Below are 20,387 nucleotides of genomic sequence, written 5' to 3' on the forward strand. Positions count from 1 at the left end.
CAAATATTTTTTCAAAATTAATGAAGAAAAACTTAAAAATCAGCTAAAATAGTCAATAAATATGATTGCTTTAAAGCATATCTCTAATATAATAATTCTATATTATATCTTTGATTTTTAAATAAATGTATTTTTCATCACGTAATTTATAAAAACGTGATTTAAAACACATATAAAACTATAGTTTATAAACATTAAGTTTCTTTTATAAAGACGGTAAAGCTTATATGAGAGACTTTTCTCTCCATGAGCGGTTCTATTTCTTTGAATATAAGGAATGATGATGTATAGATCTGGTTTTTTTAAATTTCATTTATATAAAAGGTGCCCGCGTTTTTTTAATTTTTCTTAAAGTGATATTATGAACAAACCTCGTATCAATATCGCAATCTCTGGACTGGGTTTAGTTACGACTGAAAAGCTAAAAATAAAACTACGAGAAGTCATTCCTCAATTTTTTGAAATTTATTGGGGAAAAATGAACGATGAAGATATTCAACTTGTTTTAATTCACGAATTCTTTTTTGAAACTGAGAATATTCAGAAAATTATCTTTGGAAAAAATTTAGCCTATTTAAAAGTGTCTAAAGATGAGTGTGTGCAAACGCGTATTGAGGACAATATGCTCTATCTGCCTATCCAAGATATTGCACCTTTAAAAGACTGGATTCAGCAGAATGTTTTGAGTGCTCTCCAACCACCACCAATAGAAGAACAACCTCAAGCGATTGTTGTGCCTGAACAGCCCGTTTTACAACAAAACTTAGCGCCTTTAGATGTACAGTTCATTACTGATGTATATGATCATTTTCAACGTAAAGTTCATGTATTTGATGAATTAGGTAGTTTAGCAATTATTGATCATCATATGCACTTAGCATGGATTAACCCTAAACGCACACTCTGGCAAACCAATGGCTCATTACAATATGCGCCTGCAACTATTGAAGATTTTATTGAAATTTCTAGAAAACACCAAGATAACCTTGAAAATTGGTTATTTGCTTTGGTCTGGAATTCACCAAATTTATGTGTGCCGCCATATGAGCTTGCCTATTTTAAATTAAAGTTTTGGCCTCAACCTACCTCTGAAGACCGAAAAATTATTTTGCAACTTTCGGCTTGTTTTATGCAAGGTGCAGAAATTCAGCATGTTGCTACCAAACTAGGTCTTGAATTACCCCTCGTACAACGGTTTATTACTGCCAATCTTGCAATTCAGAATGCTGAGTTAGTGAGTGCCAAAGAATGTAAATTTGATCAAGATGCAAACCAACAAGAGAAAAATCAACAAGAAGTGAATGGGCTACGTAGCTTTTTTGGCAAATTAAAACGTCGCTTTGGTTTTTAATAGGACGACTTATGATCATTCAAAAATATAAAATTGTTTTTGCAGGCTCTATGGGGTCAGGTAAGACCGAAGCCATTAAAACACTTTCTGAAATTTCAATCTTAGAAACTGAAGCTTTTAATACAGATCAAGAACGTCATAAAAAACTCAATACCACCGTTGGTATTGACTATGGTGAAATCACTTTAGAAGATGGCAATAAAATTGGATTGTATGGTACACCTGGACAAGATCGTTTCGATTTTATGTGGGGCGTTGTATGTCAAGGTGCGATCGGAACCATTATTCTGATTGATCATAGCCATCCAGATAGCTTACATGAGTTAAAATATTACATTGATATCTTTAAAAGTTATGGTGAAAATATTGTTATTGGTATAACTCATGTTGATGAAAATACTGAAACTTCTACTCATCAATATCGAACTTGGTTAACTGAAAATAATTTAAATTATCCATTGTTTTTGGTTGATGCGCGTCTTAAAGATCATGTTTTATTATTAATTGAAACACTAATTACCACTCTAGAAATCAAGTACTTATAGGGAACTTATATGCTGAATATTGCTGAACAGCGCACTGCACCAGATGAGCTGATCGAATTTACCAAAGCACAAATTCATGATGTACTGATGAATGTAAAAGGCATCAACTTTGTCATGGCATGCTCCACTGATGGTTTTGAATTATGCTCTGTTTATAGAATAAATAAATACAATTCAAGTAAACTCGCTGCGGTAAGTAGTTCTATTTTAGCCATGGTCAGCGCATTTTTAGGTGAAATTGAACTCGTAGGTTGCCAGAGTTTAACTTTAGATGCAGAAAATGGTAAAGCTGTTTTAACAGCAGTTCCATGTGCCAAGCATCCTATGGTTTTAGTGACCTTAGCAGCAAAAGATATTTTATTAGGACAATTACTTTATAACCTAAAAACAGCAAGCAATAAGATTGCAGCACATGGTTCATAAATAATTTTTAAAAGCCATTTCAAGTGAAATGGCTTTTATTTTGCTCGTTAATCAATCTTTATTGTGTAGTAAATGCAATATTCAGTAAAACTTGGCGCTTTTTCACCTGTTGACCAATTTGTGCAATGATTTCCTCAACAATACCATCACTATCTGATTTAATTTGTTGCTGAATTTTCATCGCCTCTAATACAATTAAAGTCTGACCTTTTGTTACAGTATCACCAACACTCACCAAAATATTAATCATTGCACCATCCATCGGCGCACGAATCTTGCCATCCCCTGCTACGTCCGAGGTTTCTGGTGGTGCATAAGTCGCATTTTCAATACTGATATTGCCATTCACTGCATCCAAATACAGATGATTACCATCCAAAACATAGTCTATTGAACGGCGCACGCCATTGGCATCGTAAATCAGTTTTTGTGCAGTCTGCTCAAGAATTTGAATGGCAAAAGTCTGACCGCAAATTTCAACTTCAACCTGATTTTGATCACGCTTTACCAAAACCTGCAATTGCTGATCATCATGTTTCAGTTTCAAAGGTAAAGACAATGCAATACCCGTATTCCAACTGTTATTACTTGATGCATTGGTGAATAAAGCAGAAGCAATTGCCAAATGTTCTAAGCCTAAAGTTTGGTTATGCAGGCTTTCATCATCTTGGAAATGTTCTTGGATAAAGGCTGTATTAGTATCACCTTTGACAATAATTGGATGCTTTAATAAATTCACCAAAAATTGCTTATTGCTATTTACACCCAACAATACACAATCATCCACCGCACGTGTTAAAAGACGAATTGCATCATGGCGAGTTTTACCATAAGCGATTACTTTCGCAACCATAGGATCATAAAATGGGCTGATTTCATCTTGCGGACGTAGACCATGATCAATTCGGACATTTGGTAAATCCGCAGGTACCCACCGGTGTACCACTCCTGTTTGTGGCAAGAAATCTAGGCGAGGATCTTCCGCATATAGACGCACTTCTATCGCATGACCTGTCAGCGTCAACTCAGACTGTTGCAACGGTAATTTCTCACCATTGGCAACACGCAATTGCCACTCAACCAAGTCTAAACCTGTTACTAACTCAGTCACAGGATGCTCAACTTGCAAACGAGTATTCATTTCCAAGAAATAAAACTCACCTGATTGATCAAGTAAAAATTCGACTGTTCCTGCACCGACATAGTCACAAGATCGAGCTGCTGCAACGGCAGCTTCACCCATTTTTTGACGTAAAATTTCTGTCATCACAGGGCACGGCGCTTCTTCGACCACTTTTTGATGGCGACGTTGAATCGAACAATCACGTTCAAATAAATAGACGTAATTGCCATGCGTATCGCCAAACACTTGAATTTCCACATGACGCGGTGCGATCACGGCTTTTTCAAGAATCAATTCACCTGAACCAAAAGCATTTTCCGCTTCTGAACGTGCAGTTTTTAATGATTCGACAATGTCTGTAGCACTTTGTACCAAACGCATACCACGTCCGCCACCACCTGCCGAGGCTTTCACCATCAATGGGTAACCAATCTTATTGGCTTGTTGTTCTAAATACTCAATCTCTTGCTGATCACCTTCATAACCCGGTACACATGGCACACCTGCTTGAATCATGGCGATTTTTGAAAGACGCTTACTGCCCATCAGTTCAATTGCAGGTGCAGGAGGGCCAATAAAGGTAATTCCATTTTCAGCACATGCTGCTGCAAATTCAGTATTTTCTGACAGGAATCCATAGCCCGGATGTACTGCATCAGCTCCAGTTTTTTTACAGGCGTCGATAATATTTTGAATCGACAGGTAGGATTCTGAAACTTTTGAAGCGCCGATATACACAGCTTCATCGGCAACTTGCACATGACGTGCATGGCGATCTGCATCTGAGTAGACAGCAACAGTTTCATAGCCCATTGCCTTTGCTGTTTTCATTACGCGAACAGCAATTTCACCACGATTCGCCACCAATACTTTTGAAAATGCCATTCTCGTTTTCCCTATTCTTGGTTTTATATTCGACTTTTTGAGTCAGTCAACTTGTGATTAATATTTAATTCACAATGGAAGTCCCCTCTCCTTTTTAAAGGAGAGGGCTAGGGTGAGGATTTATATGAAAATTCCCCTCATCCTAATCTCATCTCTGAACCAGATATGGCACAAGAGAAAAAATGTCCTAAACGGAGCTTCCATCGTGATCAATATTCAATTTTTTAGTATTGCAAAAATGCAATTACCTACCCACCATCAAACCAACTTGGATTGCGTTTCTGAATAAATGCCATCGTGCCTTCCAGACCTTCGTCGCCACCGACTGCATTGGCAAATTGCTGTGCTGCATCGTCCAACAAACTATTTAATGGCTCATTCAAAGTACGGTGTAACAAGGCTTTAGTCACACGTGATGCTTGTGGTGCCGTGCGTTTAATTTGTTGAATCGTTTCAGCCAATAACAGCTCTAAACCTGCAAGATGATCTGCAACTTCATGGACTACGCCGACTTTTAGTGCAGTCTGCCCTTCAAAGCGTGTACCTAATAATGCCAAACGACGTGCTTGAGTTAAACCGATACGTTTCACCACAAACGGTGCAATTTGCGCAGGAATCACGCCCAATCCCGTTTCAGGTAAACCGAATTTGGCATCGGCAAGGCTGATTGCAATATCAGACACACATGCCAAACCAAAACCACCACCCAAAACCGCACCTTCAAGTACCGCAACAACAGTTTGTGGTGCTTGATCAACTTGTTCAATCATGTAGCCAAATTGACGGTTAAAATCTACATAAGGCTTGTTTGAACCCACATTTGCAGCTTCGCCACGCAGTTGTGCCATGTCTTTAATGTCACCCCCTGCACAGAAATGTCCTCCTTTGCCACGTAAAATCACAGCACGGATCGACAGATCATTTTCAATCGTTTTAAACACTTGCTGAATGGCTTTAACCATATTCAAGCTCATGGCATTGCGGCTTTCGGGACGATTCAGCCATAAATAGAGAATACTTCCCTCTTGTTCTAGTTCAATACTGTCATCAAATTGTTGTGAAGTGAGAGCGACTGAAAGTGTCATACTGATTCTCCTTATTTACGCTTTGATGGCAAAATATCCATCAATTTACAAATAATGCCGAGCATGATTTCATCTGCACCACCACCAATTGAACCTAAGCGACCATCACGATACAGTTGCGATGCAGGGTTGTCCCACATAAAGCCATTGCCACCCCAAAACTGTAAGCAACTATCAGCCACTTCACGGGTTAAACGTCCTGCTTTGAGTTTTGCCATAGATGCAATTTCAGTGGCATTGCCCCCTTCCAAATGAATCTGACAGGCACGATAAGTCAAAGCACGTAAGGCTTCGACTTCCGTCATCATTTCTGCAAAACGAAAATGTACATATTGGTTATTGATCAGCGGTTGACCGAATGTGGTGCGCTCTTTGGTATATTCAATGGTTTGTTTAATCACATGCTCTAAACCACCAATCGCATTGGCTGCCGCCCACATGCGTTCTTCCTGGAACTGCATCATTTGCATCATAAAGCCCATGCCTTCAGCACCGACTAAGTTACGTTGTGGCACACGGACATTGTCAAAATAAACCTGTGCTGTTGTAGTGGAGCGCATTCCGAGTTTATTTAATGGCTCTGAAAAACTGATTCCCGCACTTTTTGCAGGCACAATAATCATCGATTTATTGACATGTGGTTTGTCGTCAGATGTATTGGCGAGTAGACAGAAGAAATCTGCTTGTAATGAATTGGTGATCCACATTTTACTGCCGTTGATAATGTAATCATCACCATCTTTTTTTGCTGTAGTTTTGATGGCTGCCACGTCTGAACCCGCATGTACTTCTGAAACTGCAATCGAAGCCACATACTCACCTGCAATGGCAGGAGTCAGAAACTCATCTCGTAATTCTTTGCTGCCAAAACGTGCCAAAGCAGGTGTTGCCATATCGGTTTGTACACCAATTGCCAATGGCACACCACCACATGCTGCTCGTCCCAACTCTTCTGCAACCACCAAGTTATAAGAATAATCTAAACCTAAACCACCATTTTCTTCAGGCTTACAAATGCCCAATAAACCCAAATCTGACATTTTCTTAAATACATCGTGAATTGGGAAAATCCCTTCAGCTTCCCATGTTGGAATGAATGGATTCAGTTCAGTTTCTACAAACTGGCGTGTGGTACGGCGTAGTGCTTCATGTTCTGGAGTAAATTTCATTGTTTTGTCCTAAATTTATTTTTACTGTTCCATATCATCGTTTTTCAACGATCAATTTTTGATTTTTTAAAATCTGGATACGCCAAATTTTGATGCATTCAATTGACGAGCTCTTGACTCATAAATTGTTTTAAATAGAAAAATAAGTACCTTACGTGTGTCTCGTGGGTCGATAATGCCATCATCATGCAGCATTGCCGTATTAAATAAAGCAGTAGATTGCTGCTCTAATTTGACCGCTGTACTTTGTTCTAGAAAATCTAACATTTGTGCATTGGGTTCCATGCCCGCAGCTTTTTGCTTTTCTTCAGCCACAATACGTAGAACCTTACCTGCCTGTGCAGAACCCATCACAGCGACATGCGAATTTGGCCATGCAAAAATAAAGTCTGGATCTAAAGGACGACCACACATCGCATAATTCCCTGCACCATAAGAACCATGTGCCACGATCGAGATTTTTGGAACGGTACAATTGGTTACTGCTTGGATCAATTTCGAACCATGTTTAATGATGCCGTTCTGTTCAGCATCTGTTCCCACCATAAAACCTGTAGTGTTATGCAAAAATAATAATGGTCGCTGTGTCTGCTCACAAAGATGAATAAATTGCGCCGCCTTTGCCGCACCTTGTGTGGTAATTGGACCATTATTAGTTATGATCCCGACATTCAAACCACCGATTTTTGACCATCCACATACCGTATGTGAGTCGTATTCTTGTTTAAACTCGAGAAAGTCTGAATCATCAACCAGACGGGCAATAATCTCTTTCATTTCTAAGGGTTGCTTAGGATCAGTCGGAATAATGCCCAAGAGTTCCTCAATGGCGTAACGCGGTTCTTTATAGCTTTCATTCAGTGAATGCGTTTGTTCTTTCCAGTTCAAATGTTCAAGAACTTCACGCGCGATTCGTAAACCATCAGCATCATTTTCAGCTAAATATTCAGCAGTACCTGCAACTTGAGCATGCATTTCGGCACCACCCAATTCTTCAGCACTTGCCACTTCACCTGTTGCAGCCAATAACAAAGGTGGTCCAGCTAAAAACATCTCAGTCTTTTTACGCACTGAAATGACGTAATCTGATAAACCCGGTTGGTAGGCACCGCCTGCTGTAGCATTACCATGCACCACAGAAATCTGCGGAATACCCATTGCGGACATACGTGCTTGATTAGCAAAAGTTTTACCACCATCAGTAAATACTTCTGCCGCATAGGTTAGGTTTGCCCCACCACTTTCAGTTAAAGCCACGACAGGAAGTTTCTGCTTCATGGCAATTTCTTGGATACGTAGCGTTTTACGGACACCCATCGGGGAAATTGTGCCACCTTTAATTGCGCTATTGCTTGCTGTGACTAAACAGCGTACACCACTGACAAATCCAATTCCTGCAAGAATTCCCCCACCTGCATCAGAACCATCTTTATCATCATGCATGCCATAGCCAACCAAACCGCATAGTTCTACAAAAGGTGAATCTGCATCTAAAATAAGACGAACACGTTCATGTGGTAAAATTTTACCGCGTTTATCAAACTTCGGTTTGGCGGCATAAGACTTTTCAATACTTTTATTCTGTATCGCTCGTATTTCGGCAATTTGTGTCAGTAAAGCACTTTTATTCTGTTCAAATTGCTCGCTACCCACAGCAATTTCAGATTGGAGAACGCTCATGAATTTTCCCCCGTTGATTTATTTTGTTGTGTTTTTTCTTCCAATTGTGACTTCAAAACATCTGGAATAAATGCACGATGGAAACCATTGAACGAGACACTATTAGTCGCATCAGCAAGTGGATACATACGCGTACCGAGTGAAGCAGCACCATCGATGCGAATGGTCATCCCCGAAACAAAACCTGCTGCTTCTGAAAGTAAATAAACGATTGCTGATGAAATTTCCGACTCTGTGCCCATCCGTTTTAAAGGCACGTTACCAGCAAGACTTGGAATAATAAATTTGGCAAAATCACCCGAATAATTGTCCATACCTGATGACACAATCCAGCCCGGTGCTACACAGTTCACCCGTACACCTGAACGCCCCCATTCCACTGCAGCCGTTTTGGTTAAATTGTCTACGCCTGAACGTGCCGCACCTGAATGCCCCATACCCGGCATTCCGCCCCACATGTCTGCCGCCATATTGACGATACTACCGCCATGCTTCGCCATCCATTGGTTATAGGCTTCTTTCATTAAGTAGAATGTTGAATGCAGATTATTACGGACCACTGCATCAAAACCATTTGCCGAGATACCTTCTAAATTTGAGGGAAATTGACCGCCCGCGTTATTCACCAAGCCATCGATCTTGCCAAATTTTTCAAGTACTTCGGCAATCATATCTTTGACTTGTTGTTCTTCACGGTTATCACAAACGATAAAATGAACCTTGCCACCATCTTCAGTGATTTCAGCGCTGACTTTTTCTAATTTTTCAATTTTGCGCCCTGTGATCACCACTTGCGCGCCCAATGCCGCTAACTCATGTGCGGTACAACGCCCGATGCCTGAGCCACCACCTGTCACAATAACGACTTTGTCCTGAAAAGCATCTGATCTAAATATTGAGTGATAATGCATTTTTTATTTCCAATGTGTTTTCTTAAATCCCCTCTCCTCTTAGGAGAGGGTCAGGGAGAGGTTATTTCCAATGTGTTTTCTTTGATTTCCATAGTTCCCTCTCCTTTTAGGAGAGGGTTAGGGAGAGGTGTTTTAATAAAACTTCTTCCACCTTTGAGGGATGAGAAGCACTGCTTCGCAAGGGAGGGGGGAATTTCAAAAAGACTTTTCATGAATTCCCCTCATCCCCTTGCGGACTTTCAGTCCTCATCCCTGAGGGAGAAGGAGCTTTTATTTAACCAATCCTTTCGGCACTTTCACCGTCATATCCAACAACTGCTGTGCAAAAGCCTTGCCTTGTGGGTCAATACGTAAACTAGCAATACCACCACCACCTAAAGCATTTTCCAAAAGAATGTTTAAGGCATTAAAACCCTCAATCTCATAGCGAATCACTTTGCTTGTTTCAGGATTGAGCACGTGTTGCATATATTTCGTGACATTTTCAGCAGTTAAATTGGCACGAATCCACGGTAAATATTCTGCCTGACGTACGATGACACCGATATTACTGTGATTGCCTTTATCGCCACTGCGCGCATGGGCAATATCGACCAATGCCACTTCAACTTCATCACCTGTAAATTGAGCGACTTCACCGACAGGTAGTTGTGTGAATGATTGATCTGCTAAACCTTGCGGAATTTCAACTTTTTGACGTTGACCATTGATGTCTATTTCAACATTGAGCTTGGATTTATCAACAAGGAAAGAGAATAATTTGATCACAGGTGAAGCTTTGGGACGACCGCCGACAATACCCGCCAATGCAGGTGCCATGCCTGTAGAGGCTTGTGCAATTTCCGAAGCAAAGAACATACATGCTTCTTTAAACATGTGTTTCACGGCAATTTTTACCACGACTTCACGGCTTTCGGTATGTCGTGCATTTGCTCCATAAGTGCTTTCTATACCCAAAATTTCCACCGATTTTTCTTGAAATGGTGGAACAGAGCGCAAAGCTAAAACGCGTTCACACTTATTTAAAATGGCATCAGCAATGACTTGTGCCTTTTCAGGTGCTTCACGCCCTGCGATTAAGAAACTGACTAAAACACGATAGCCATCAGGATAAGTTGCGCTGACTTTATAAGATTGAGTTGGTGCACGACCTGTTGCACCTGTCACTAAAACGCGGTGTTCAGCAACTTGCTGCAATTTGACCTGACTGAAATCACAGCTTACATCAGGCAGTAGATAGGCTTGCGGATTGCCAATTTCATAAACAATCTGTTCGGCAACCGTTGCGGTTGAAACTAAACCGCCTGTACCTTTGGGTTTCGTGACAATAAAAGAGGCATCTTCTTTGACTTCGACAATTGGAAAGCCCATGTTGTCAAAGCCTTCAACCAGACGCCAATCAGTGAAATTACCACCTGTACATTGCGCACCGCATTCAATGATATGTCCTGCCAATGAACCCTGCGCAAGCTTGTCATAATCATCAACTGACCACTGATATTCATGCATCAAAGGTGCAAGCACAACGGCTGAATCGACCACACGCCCTGTAATCACAATATCTGCACCTGCTGCCAATGCATCACGAATTGGAATCGCACCAAGATAAGCATTACAGCTTGCCAAATGGCTTGGTAGATCCTCACCACTAAACATTTCCTTGATATTTTGGCTTTTGAATTCAGCTTGGCTTGGCATCAGGTCATCCCCCAATACCACAGCCACTTTTAAATTCAGACCCTGTGCTTCAATGACTTTTTGTAAAGCATCACGGCATGCCAATGGATTTACACCACCCGCATTGCTGATCACTTTAATTTTTTTATCACTGATTTTTTTCAGCAATGGCGTCATGACACGACTGACAAAATCGAGCGCATAGCCATGTTCAGGATTGGTCATCATGGCTTTTGCCATAATGGACATGGTAATTTCTGAAAGATAATCAAAGACTAAATAATTGATATCGGATAAATGCACCAATTGAAACGCGGCGGTATTGGTATCTCCCCAAAAACCAGAAGCACATCCAATTTTGACTATACGTTGATCTTCCATTTTCGCACCCTTTCCACAGCTCAATTGTTTTCATTGTTGTGAATAAAATTTATACTCCAATCTACCAAGCAAGCGCTTGGTTTGTAAAGTACAAAATGTTATGCTGAATTGGCAAATGTGTTTATTTTGCTATAAAAAATCATAAATCATTCATTTATTTGGAAAAAATACCGATGATTGCCTGCTCCATAAATGAAATACAACCCATCGCTTGTTTTGATGACAGTCCACGTGGGCGTTTGTTGCAAGGTGCTGCCTATTTGTTTCATAAGCAAGGCTATGCCAAAACCACGGTGCGTGAGTTGGCAAATTTTATTGGGATTCAGTCAGGTAGTTTGTTCCATCATTTTAAAAGTAAGGATGATATTCTTGCCAATGTGATGCACGAAACCATCATTTATAACCATGCTCGTTTGTTGGATGCGACTGCACAATCGGAGGATGCTGAGCAACAATTGAAACATTTAATCAAAGCAGAATTGACCTCCATTACAGGCGATACAGGTTCGGCAATGGCGGTTTTGGTCTATGAATGGTTTGCGCTGTCAAAAGAGCGTCAGGATGAATTGTTGAAACTGCGTCATGATTATGAGCAAATTTGGCTCAATGTGATTGAACAATTACGCCTACAAAATAAAATTCAGCATGATGCTTTTATTTGGCGCAGATTATTGGGTGGTGCGATTGCGTGGACGGTGACTTGGTATAACCCAAATGGCAAAATTTCTTTGGAGCAATTGACAGAAATGGTTTGGGAAATGGTGATGAGGTAAAATGAATAAGATAATTGAACCCAATTAACGAATATACCTATGCTTATCAATCTCATCGTTCTAAAAGTAGAAAATATCGAACGATCTAAAAATTTTTATCGCCAATTTGGACTTGAATTCCAAACAGAACAACATGGAAATGGACCTCAACATTATTCTTGTATGATGAATGGACTCGTTTTTGAAATATATCCTGCCGCCACTGATCTAAACAATTTAACGCAAAATATAAGATTAGGTTTTCACGTTGAAAACTTAGTTGAATTACTGAAAAATATGATTGATATTGAAAAAATAATATTACAGCCTCAACTCACTTCATTTGGCTTTCGAGCAGTCATTATGAATCATGATCGACATATCATCGAATTAACGGAACGATCTAAATAAAAAACTAAACGACATGACTTAACGCAGCCGATTTAAAAGTTATTTTTATTGTCATTCATTTTTGCTAATCTACTGACTTTAAAACAATTAAACTAAAACAATGAATCCAGTACAACATGCTCAAATTTCACAAAAACGCAGGGGTGGCGAACTCGAAGATTATATCGACATTCACGCCTTAATCGACAGCACTAAAATGCTCTGTACCGACAACCGCCATCGAATTTTGCATACTTTTTGGGGTGTGCAAGAAGTCATTATTCCAATTTTTGGTCATCATTTTCAAAACAGTGCAGGCTCAAGTATTGAAGTCAAAGACCTTTGTGAAAAAGATCATTTATTGGTAGATTTTCATCATCGCTTTATTCCAACTTTGAGCGATTTTGTGGCAGCAATGCAAGATATTCCGACCAAAGGTTTAGCCAAACGCTTAGAAAAATTCCATACCGAAGTCATTGATGACCCAAAACTTTCAGCCACTCTACTTTCACCCTTGTCGGTGACAGGTCAGCTCAAGTCTTTACTGATCACACATAACAGTTGGTTTATTAACACTATTTTACCCATGATGGGCAAAAGTGAAGCCAAGTTCATCGAGTTTGATATTAGCCCTGCCATGTTTTTCAATCCGATGCGCTTTGAACTGTGGATGGACAATGGCACGGTTGTTCCACCGAGTGCATTAAAACTTCAAGAATTGAAAACAAAAATTGCTTAATTCTATTTTTAGAAAAGGAAAAAAATATTATGACCACTAAATACGTTATTCGCCAAAATAACTTTAGCTACAATGATGAATATTTCAGTACTTATAATGCTGAGCTTGGATATATTCAAGCCATCTATGACAATAAGCAAGAAGCTGAACAAGCCTATAAAACGCTGATTGTAGAAGCTTTATATCAACAAGATAGCTTATACGAATATAATGGTGATACTGAAATTGCACAGCAAGCTTATGAATTTATTGTAGAAAACAATATAGAAGTTGAACTTGAAGAAGATGAAAATTTAGATGACATTGACGAGTTTGAAACCCTCCCTCCAATGAGTGAGGATGATGCTTTTAAATTTGCCAAGCTTTCAGGTATTTTATGGTATGAATTGCTTGAATTTGAAGATAATCAACCGATTTATATTCTTTGGTCAAATACACAAAATGATTATCTCAAAGGAGAATATAACAATACTTTTGATAGTACAGATGAAAATTTTAGTACGCTTGAAAATTTTGAACTGAGTCTTTTTGAATATGATTTTAACGTTCATATTTTTGATAAAACTTTAGACCAAATCAGTGATAGCCCTGAAATACTAAAAACTTTAGCGACGAATACCCCAAATATTGTATATGCAGAAGATAGAAACAGTATTGTAAATATTGACTGGGATGACCTTCACTTTACCGAATTAAAAGCACTCAATGCATTATTAAAACAACCGATTTTTGAAGTTAGACAAATTACCTTAGAACAACTCAATAAAATCAGCAATGGAGAAGAAGATGAGTAATAACAAATATGTGATTCGCCATCAATCATTTGGCTATAATGATGAATGGTATGTGCTTGATTGGGCAATGCAAGGGGCAATTAAAGCAGTTTATAGTGACAAAACTGAAGCTGAGCAACAGTATAAAAAGTTGATTGTACGTGCCTTATATCAAGATGATTATTATAATTTTTCCATTGCAAATGGCGAAGGTGATGACCAACAATATGAAGCCATTGAAGCCTTTATCTTAGAAAAAACAGGCGAAGAATTTGATGGCGAATCAATTCCCGAAATGAATGAAGATGATGCTTTTGAGTTTGCTAAACTTTCAGGCATTTTGCATTATCAACTCATCGAAATTGATGATTCATTACCAAATTACGTACTTTTTAACCCAGCAACCCAAAGCTATGTATATGCCTCTACACCTGAAGAATCTGTACTCTTAACAGGTCAAAATGAACTATTTTTATTTGATGATAAAAACTATGTTGAAGATTATTGGAAAGAACAAACCATTAACGAATTTTTTGGTGATTTAAAACTTGAGTTGGATGGTTCATTAGAAGAGCTGAGTGATTCACCCACATTATTACAACAACTCATTCATGACAATTTTTGGCTTAGTTATGAAAATCAACAATTAAAAGTCAAAAGTTTTGCTGACCAAGACTCATTTAATTGGATCAAATCACTCAATGCTCTGCTAAAAGAACCAATTTTTGAAATTCGTCAGGTGACATTAGAAGAACTAGCAACACTCAATTAAATATTTTTTAACATCAAATATGAAAAGCGGTGAAAATTTTCACCGCATTGATTTTAAAGCTTCAAGCAAACTAGTATCCTAACTGACGGCTCGCAAGGTCTTTCATAATTTCTTCAGCACCACCACCGATCATATTTACTTTAACATCACGGTAAATACGCTCAGATTTTGTACCACGCATAAAGCCCATGCCACCCAGTGTTTGCACTGCTGCATCTGCACAAAACTGCATGGTTTGCGTTGCAACATTTTTCAGCATACAAATTTGCGCAATCAGTTCATTGCCTTGTAACTCAGGTCGTCCTAAACGATAAGCCGTATCTTCAAGTAAAGTACGTGTCGTGGTTAAACGTGTTGCCATATCGACCAGCTTATGACGAACCACTTGATGATCGACCAAACGCTTACCAAAAGTCTTACGCTCTTTTGCCCATTCTAAAGCTTCTTCATAACAGGTCAAAGCAAAACCATAACTACTGGCTGCAAGAAAAAAACGCTCCATGTTGAAGTTATTCATAATCACAAGAAAGCCCATATTTTCAGCACCCAACAAATTTTTTGCAGGGACACGGACATTGTCAAAATGTAAATGTGCGGTATCTGAAGCCCACCAGCCCATTTTATCAAGTTTAGATTTGCTGATCCCTTCGCTATGTGCATCAATCAACAACATGGAAATGCCATTCGGACCTTTGGCATCAGGGTCAGTACGCACTGCAACTGTATAATAATCTGCTCGCATTCCCGAAGTAATAAAGGTCTTTTCCCCACTGACAATATAATCATCTCCATCCCGAACAGCTTTGGTTTTTAATGCTGCGACATCTGAGCCGCCAGTGGGTTCTGTAATTGCTAAAGCAGATATTTTTTCACCTGCCAATATTTTCGTTAAAACAGTTTCTTTAATTTCAGCAGATGCAAAATGATTAATTGGTGGTGCACCAATGGAGTGTGAAAGCAATGATGCGCACAAACCACCTGAACCTGTTTTTGCTAATTCAATCGAGGATAATAAAACATGAAATGCATCTGTCTCTGCAATACCACCATAATTTTCATCAAAACCTAATCCAAGTAATCCAATATCAGCTGCTTTTTTATAAAGTTCACGTGGAAAAGTTTCGGCTTCTTCCCATTCATGAATATGCGTCATAAGTTCATTTTGAACAAATTTACGAACTGAATCTGCAAATGCGAAATGTTGCTCTGTGTAATAAACTGGATTAGGCGTCATTATAATCAATATCCTTATTTTATATTCAAAGACTTATCTTGACAGATTTTTAATATTTTTAAGTTGCGAAAATGTCCAAGTTAGCTTTTTCAATATGAATGTTTTAGCCAAGAGCACTCTTGCTCTACGCAAAATATTTATTTTTTATTCAATAAAATACGATTACAATCTCAGGTTATTTGTTTTTATATGATGTACTGATGATCACACTGTCTCAATTTTTATCTCACTTTAGTACTGCAACCATTCAACGCAGTTTAAATTATGTGAAAAAAATTGAATTAGCAAATTTAGATACACATCTTGAAAATAACCGCTTAGAAATCGAAACTCAAATTAAAGGTACAGATTGGTATGACACTTTTATTCGTATTGACCTAACCACCAATAAAATTACAGATAACGAATGTAGTTGCCCTGTCGGTTTTAATTGTAAACATGCAGCAGCATTAGCACGTTATTACTACGATCATCAATATCAAAAAACACTAAATAAACAAACAAATAATCATGCAAACCAAGCGCAGAAAAATCATGCTACACATTACACAGCCAAAGCATGGTTAGAACAATTTCGTCAGCAATTGGCTATAGAAAAATCAAAAAAAACAGCAACATTGCCACAATTGGTTTATGTTTTTGAGCCAAAGAAAAACTCAAAAAAATTACAATTAATTGTCAATAAAGCACGTCGCACCAAAGACGGTCATATTAGTAAAACTGAACACTATACCAGTTATGACAATGTGCCGAATGGTCGCTTAAAAGTCTCCAATGAAGACAAAAATATTTTTAATCATCTCTATTTTTTTGCAAAATTAAACTTCAATAATACAAGTAGCTACAACTATCCTTCAACATGGGACATTTCAGGTATCTACCAAGAACAACTCAAAATGGTGGTTCAAAAAGGTGTTTGTTATAGTTTAAATACTCAGAATCCTGCTTTGGTCTGGTCAGATGAACTTTATCAACTTGAGTTTGATTGGTATTCACATCCTAAACAACAGACTGAAAAATTAAAGGCACAATTTTTCGACCAAAATCATCAAAGATTAACAACTGAGCATAACCAAAATATTTATATTATTCATTCACATCCTTTAAGTTACCTTGATACTTTAAAAAATCAAGTCGGCATATTAGAGTCTTCTTATTCAAGTGAAATGATTAAAGAATTAATCAATATGCCGCAACTTCCTGCGGATCTTTTAGCTGAGTTTGAACAAGTCATTCAGCCTTATTCGATTTTTGAAGACCTGCCACAAGCACATTTGGCACAAAATATCGAAACCATCACAGGACAACCCGTTCCAATTATACGTTTTGGTGGATTTCCACAATATCATCGTTTAACCCATATGCATCACTATGCCATTGCTGAAATTGAATTTGAATATCCATTAGGACGAATCAAAGCTGGAGTCACTGAGGAATATGTCATTCAAATTTTGAATGAAAAAGCATTCAAACAACAACGTGATTTAAAATTTGAAAAACAACAAGTTGAATCTTTAAAAAAATTAATTCCCTCTTTTCAATGGCTCACACAAATCAATAAAAACAAGCGTCCTGCCTTTGACACAACGACTGAAAATTCAATCATTTGTGCTGATCCAAAAGATTGGATTCATCACCTGATTCCTGAAAATAAAATTGAACAATTAGGATGGAAAGTTGAACATACACCCGACAGCTTATTTCAATTATTAGCGACACAAAATTTTCAATTAAATTTAGTTGAATCAACAAAAAAACAAAACTGGTTTGAAGTCGGTGCAACGGTTCAAGACCTTGATGGCAATACATATGATGTCATCCAACTTTTAGCCCATCTTGTAACTAAAATGCCAACCATGTTAGATCCTGAATTCATTGAAGAATTAGAAGATGATGGCTACTTTATCGTAAATTTAGGTGATCAAAAACCACAATTGACCTTAAAAGTACAAGAAATTAAACCTATTTTTATTTATCTTAAAGAAATCTTGCAACATCCTGATTCAGCAGGATTTGATCGCTATGATGCAGCACAACTCATTGATTTACAGCATACTTTAGGTATGCCATGGCAAACTTCTGAACCTTTATACCAATTTGCCCATAAACTCAATCAATGCTACCAACAACAAATTGCAACGCCTCAAGGCTTTCAAGGTGAATTACGTCCTTATCAACAACAGGGCTTAGGTTGGTTACAATTTTTACGTGAAACCAACCACGGCGGTATTCTTGCTGATGATATGGGTTTAGGAAAAACTGCACAGACATTGACACATTTGTTGATCGAAAAACAAGCGGGAAGACTTGATCAACATCCTGCTTTAATTATTGCACCGACATCATTAATGCAAAATTGGCGCAAAGAAGCAGAAAAATTTGCACCTGAATTAAAGGTTTTAATCTTACAAGGTCAAAATCGTCTTGAACATTTCGAAAATATTCCAGATGCAGATCTTATTCTCAGTACCTACCCACTTTTAGGACGTGATGAAGAATATATCCTGAAATATCAATATCATACTCTTATTTTAGACGAAGCACAAAATATCAAAAACCCACGAGCAAAAGCGGCTCAAGTGGCAAGACAAATTCAAGCTCAGCATCGCCTCTGTTTAACAGGTACACCGATAGAAAACCATTTAGGTGAACTTTGGTCATTATTCCACTTTTTAATGCCAGGTTTTTTATATACACAAGACGTATTTAATAAGAAATACCGTACACCTATTGAAAAAGAAGGCGATACAATAATCAAAAATCGCTTAGTTTCTCGTATTAAACCTTTTATGTTACGCCGTTTAAAAACTGATGTTGCTAAAGAGCTGCCAGAAAAAACGACGATTGAAGTAAATATTGATATGAATGAACAGCAGTCAAAACTATATGAAGCTGTTCGTGCAACCATGCAAAAAGATATTCGTGAACTCATCGCGGCTCAAGGCTTTAAACGTAGTCAAATTCAAATTTTAAGTGCACTATTGAAACTCAGACAAATCTGCTGTCACCCTCATTTATTAAAGTTAGACTATCTTAAAGATGAAAATATTCAATCAGCAAAACTAGATCAACTCATTGAAATGATTACCAATATGGTCGAAGAAGGGCGTAAAATTTTAGTTTTTTCACAATTTACCACCATGCTACAACTTATTGAAAATCAACTCACTACTTTAAAAATCAAGCATGTTAAGTTAACTGGAAAAACTAAAAAACGAGATGAGGTGATCACTGCATTTCAATCTGGCGATATCCCTGTATTTTTAATCAGTTTAAAAGCTGGAGGGGTGGGTTTAAACCTCACAGCAGCCGATACTGTGATTCATTACGATCCATGGTGGAATCCTGCGGCTGAAGATCAGGCATCTGACCGAGCTTGGCGAATTGGTCAAGATAAACCTGTGTTTGTTTATAAATTAATTACAAATCAAAGTATAGAAGAAAAAATTTTAGCTTTGCAGAAAAATAAAGCCCAATTAACCCAATCAATTCTCAGCACTGACCATGAACATGAAGTAAAATTAACTGAAGAAGATGTAATGAAATTACTTGAATAAAGATTGCATTATGTATCTATCACATTGTATTTTAAACAAACACATCGCAATTCTTTTTTTCATTTGGAATAAAATAGATGGAAAATAATTTAGAACAACAAAACAAACATTCATTGAATGTAAAATTATATCCTGTAGAAAATTTACAATTTTTACTGACTGCAGGACCTGATTTAATCAGTACACAAATCAAAAAAGGACAATATTGGGATCAATTTACTTTAATTTTGTCAGAACATTTTTTAAGAGATATAGATGAACCTGTATTTATTGATATTGGTGCAAATTTAGGTGCTATTTCTATTCCAATTGCTAAACTTATTCAATCACGGCAAGGCGTTGTACATAGTTTCGAAGCACAACGAGGAGTATTTTATCAACTCTGTGGAAATATTTTTGCCAATCATCTCACACAAACTTGTCATGCTTATCACCTAGCGATTGGAAATAAGCAAGGTACGATTGAAGTACCCATCTTAGATTTACATACAGAAAATAATGTTGGAGCTCTCTCTTTAGATGCCAAAATCCGAGCTGAACAAGCTGAACATCACTTTGCCCATCATCATGATAAACAGTATGAGTCTGTAGATTTACAAAAAATAGATCATCTAGCATTACCCTTTGCAGATCTTATTAAAATTGATGTTGAAGGCATGGAACTTGATGTCATTAAAGGGGCAAAAAAGTGGTTAAAACAGAGTAATTATCCACCTATTTTTCTTGAGATATGGGGTGACTATATGGAAAAACAAAAAACTAAAAAAGAGAAATTAATTAAATATCTAACCACTAATCTTGGCTATGAATTATTTTTTATTGGTGAACTTTGTGTTGCACAACATCAATCTCATAAAAAATATAATCTAATTTTAAATGATGATACGCATCAAGTGTATTTAGAAAAAATAGTATAATGCTCTGCATCATTTATCTATAT

General features: G+C 37.7%; 17 protein-coding genes. 10 read left to right on the forward strand and 7 right to left on the reverse strand.

Annotation, left to right across the window (positions count from 1 at the left end; translation table 11 throughout):
- The first annotated feature begins 361 nt into the window (after positions 1 to 361).
- Genes C9E89_RS09910 through C9E89_RS09920 form a run of 3 tightly spaced genes read left to right on the forward strand, consistent with a single transcriptional unit; the run spans position 362 to position 2,319 of the window.
- Entirely contained in the window at positions 362 to 1,351 is a 990-nt protein-coding gene (locus tag C9E89_RS09910; protein ID WP_107008107.1) for a hypothetical protein, read from the forward strand.
- Between the two features lie 11 nt (positions 1,352 to 1,362).
- A complete protein-coding gene (locus C9E89_RS09915) occupies positions 1,363 to 1,896 on the forward strand; it encodes a GTP-binding protein (protein ID WP_107008106.1) in 534 nt (177 codons plus the stop codon).
- Positions 1,897 to 1,905: 9 nt separating this feature from the next.
- Positions 1,906 to 2,319: a roadblock/LC7 domain-containing protein gene (locus C9E89_RS09920; RefSeq protein WP_107008105.1), complete on the forward strand. Its 414-nt coding sequence runs from the start codon at positions 1,906 to 1,908 to the stop codon at positions 2,317 to 2,319.
- A gap of 58 nt (positions 2,320 to 2,377) precedes the next feature.
- Here the strand turns inward: C9E89_RS09920 and C9E89_RS09925 are convergent, their stop codons facing one another.
- The 6 genes from C9E89_RS09925 to C9E89_RS09950 all read right to left on the reverse strand — a co-directional run bounded on the left by C9E89_RS09925 (position 2,378) and on the right by C9E89_RS09950 (position 11,230).
- A complete protein-coding gene (locus tag C9E89_RS09925; protein WP_107008104.1) occupies positions 2,378 to 4,327 on the reverse strand; it encodes an acetyl-CoA carboxylase biotin carboxylase subunit in 1,950 nt (649 codons plus the stop codon).
- A 248-nt stretch (positions 4,328 to 4,575) separates the two neighbouring features.
- Positions 4,576 to 5,412 (reverse strand): enoyl-CoA hydratase/isomerase family protein, encoded by an 837-nt coding sequence (locus C9E89_RS09930; protein ID WP_107008103.1) that lies wholly within the window; start codon positions 5,410 to 5,412, stop codon positions 4,576 to 4,578.
- 11 nt (positions 5,413 to 5,423) lie between these two features.
- Positions 5,424 to 6,581: an acyl-CoA dehydrogenase family protein gene (locus C9E89_RS09935; protein WP_107008102.1), complete on the reverse strand. Its 1,158-nt coding sequence runs from the start codon at positions 6,579 to 6,581 to the stop codon at positions 5,424 to 5,426.
- Between the two features lie 66 nt (positions 6,582 to 6,647).
- Positions 6,648 to 8,261, reverse strand: a complete 1,614-nt coding sequence (locus C9E89_RS09940) for an acyl-CoA carboxylase subunit beta (RefSeq protein ID WP_107008101.1) — start codon at positions 8,259 to 8,261, stop codon at positions 6,648 to 6,650.
- Positions 8,258 to 9,172, reverse strand: coding sequence for an SDR family oxidoreductase (locus C9E89_RS09945; protein WP_107008100.1), 915 nt, complete (start codon positions 9,170 to 9,172; stop codon positions 8,258 to 8,260). The genes C9E89_RS09940 and C9E89_RS09945 overlap by 4 nt, the downstream gene beginning before the upstream one ends.
- Positions 9,173 to 9,442: 270 nt before the next feature.
- A complete protein-coding gene (locus tag C9E89_RS09950) occupies positions 9,443 to 11,230 on the reverse strand; it encodes an acyclic terpene utilization AtuA family protein (protein ID WP_107008099.1) in 1,788 nt (595 codons plus the stop codon).
- Positions 11,231 to 11,403: 173 nt separating this feature from the next.
- On the opposite strand from C9E89_RS09950, the gene C9E89_RS09955 reads away from it, so the two are divergent.
- From C9E89_RS09955 to C9E89_RS09975, 5 genes are all read left to right on the forward strand, one after another.
- Positions 11,404 to 12,003 (forward strand): TetR/AcrR family transcriptional regulator, encoded by a 600-nt coding sequence (locus C9E89_RS09955; protein ID WP_107008098.1) that lies wholly within the window; start codon positions 11,404 to 11,406, stop codon positions 12,001 to 12,003.
- Between the two features lie 39 nt (positions 12,004 to 12,042).
- Positions 12,043 to 12,393, forward strand: coding sequence for a VOC family protein (locus C9E89_RS09960; protein WP_107008097.1), 351 nt, complete (start codon positions 12,043 to 12,045; stop codon positions 12,391 to 12,393).
- A 100-nt stretch (positions 12,394 to 12,493) separates the two neighbouring features.
- A complete protein-coding gene (locus C9E89_RS09965) occupies positions 12,494 to 13,111 on the forward strand; it encodes a DUF6915 family protein (protein ID WP_107008096.1) in 618 nt (205 codons plus the stop codon).
- Positions 13,112 to 13,140: 29 nt separating this feature from the next.
- Complete coding sequence (locus C9E89_RS09970; RefSeq protein ID WP_107008095.1) at positions 13,141 to 13,905, forward strand: hypothetical protein; 765 nt, start codon at positions 13,141 to 13,143, stop codon at positions 13,903 to 13,905.
- Positions 13,898 to 14,656, forward strand: a complete 759-nt coding sequence (locus C9E89_RS09975) for a hypothetical protein (protein WP_107008094.1) — start codon at positions 13,898 to 13,900, stop codon at positions 14,654 to 14,656. Before C9E89_RS09970 ends, C9E89_RS09975 begins: the two co-directional genes overlap by 8 nt.
- A gap of 70 nt (positions 14,657 to 14,726) precedes the next feature.
- Here C9E89_RS09975 and C9E89_RS09980 read toward each other — a convergent pair whose 3' ends face one another.
- Entirely contained in the window at positions 14,727 to 15,890 is a 1,164-nt protein-coding gene (locus C9E89_RS09980; protein WP_107008093.1) for an acyl-CoA dehydrogenase family protein, read from the reverse strand.
- Between the two features lie 200 nt (positions 15,891 to 16,090).
- On the opposite strand from C9E89_RS09980, the gene C9E89_RS09985 reads away from it, so the two are divergent.
- Together C9E89_RS09985 and C9E89_RS09990 are read left to right on the forward strand one after the other, a co-directional pair.
- The gene (locus tag C9E89_RS09985) at positions 16,091 to 19,447 is read left to right on the forward strand and encodes a DEAD/DEAH box helicase (protein ID WP_107008092.1); all 3,357 of its coding nucleotides are present in this window, start codon (positions 16,091 to 16,093) and stop codon (positions 19,445 to 19,447) included.
- A 77-nt stretch (positions 19,448 to 19,524) separates the two neighbouring features.
- Positions 19,525 to 20,364 (forward strand): FkbM family methyltransferase, encoded by an 840-nt coding sequence (locus tag C9E89_RS09990; RefSeq protein ID WP_107008091.1) that lies wholly within the window; start codon positions 19,525 to 19,527, stop codon positions 20,362 to 20,364.
- Positions 20,365 to 20,387: the final 23 nt, after the last annotated feature.

Source organism: Acinetobacter sichuanensis, assembly GCF_003024515.2.
Lineage (GTDB): Bacteria > Pseudomonadota > Gammaproteobacteria > Pseudomonadales > Moraxellaceae > Acinetobacter > Acinetobacter sichuanensis.

What these genes read in the sequence shown, in the direction of transcription:
- C9E89_RS09910 (WP_107008107.1), top strand. Translation starts at nt 362, where the DNA reads ATGAACAAACCTCGTATCAATATCGCAATCTCTGGACTGGGTTTAGTT.
- C9E89_RS09915 (WP_107008106.1), top strand. Translation starts at nt 1,363, where the DNA reads ATGATCATTCAAAAATATAAAATTGTTTTTGCAGGCTCTATGGGGTCA.
- C9E89_RS09920 (WP_107008105.1), top strand. Translation starts at nt 1,906, where the DNA reads ATGCTGAATATTGCTGAACAGCGCACTGCACCAGATGAGCTGATCGAA.
- C9E89_RS09925 (WP_107008104.1), bottom strand. Translation starts at nt 4,327, where the DNA reads ATGGCATTTTCAAAAGTATTGGTGGCGAATCGTGGTGAAATTGCTGTT.
- C9E89_RS09930 (WP_107008103.1), bottom strand. Translation starts at nt 5,412, where the DNA reads ATGACACTTTCAGTCGCTCTCACTTCACAACAATTTGATGACAGTATT.
- C9E89_RS09935 (WP_107008102.1), bottom strand. Translation starts at nt 6,581, where the DNA reads ATGAAATTTACTCCAGAACATGAAGCACTACGCCGTACCACACGCCAG.
- C9E89_RS09940 (WP_107008101.1), bottom strand. Translation starts at nt 8,261, where the DNA reads ATGAGCGTTCTCCAATCTGAAATTGCTGTGGGTAGCGAGCAATTTGAA.
- C9E89_RS09945 (WP_107008100.1), bottom strand. Translation starts at nt 9,172, where the DNA reads ATGCATTATCACTCAATATTTAGATCAGATGCTTTTCAGGACAAAGTC.
- C9E89_RS09950 (WP_107008099.1), bottom strand. Translation starts at nt 11,230, where the DNA reads ATGGAAGATCAACGTATAGTCAAAATTGGATGTGCTTCTGGTTTTTGG.
- C9E89_RS09955 (WP_107008098.1), top strand. Translation starts at nt 11,404, where the DNA reads ATGATTGCCTGCTCCATAAATGAAATACAACCCATCGCTTGTTTTGAT.
- C9E89_RS09960 (WP_107008097.1), top strand. Translation starts at nt 12,043, where the DNA reads ATGCTTATCAATCTCATCGTTCTAAAAGTAGAAAATATCGAACGATCT.
- C9E89_RS09965 (WP_107008096.1), top strand. Translation starts at nt 12,494, where the DNA reads ATGAATCCAGTACAACATGCTCAAATTTCACAAAAACGCAGGGGTGGC.
- C9E89_RS09970 (WP_107008095.1), top strand. Translation starts at nt 13,141, where the DNA reads ATGACCACTAAATACGTTATTCGCCAAAATAACTTTAGCTACAATGAT.
- C9E89_RS09975 (WP_107008094.1), top strand. Translation starts at nt 13,898, where the DNA reads ATGAGTAATAACAAATATGTGATTCGCCATCAATCATTTGGCTATAAT.
- C9E89_RS09980 (WP_107008093.1), bottom strand. Translation starts at nt 15,890, where the DNA reads ATGACGCCTAATCCAGTTTATTACACAGAGCAACATTTCGCATTTGCA.
- C9E89_RS09985 (WP_107008092.1), top strand. Translation starts at nt 16,091, where the DNA reads ATGATCACACTGTCTCAATTTTTATCTCACTTTAGTACTGCAACCATT.
- C9E89_RS09990 (WP_107008091.1), top strand. Translation starts at nt 19,525, where the DNA reads ATGGAAAATAATTTAGAACAACAAAACAAACATTCATTGAATGTAAAA.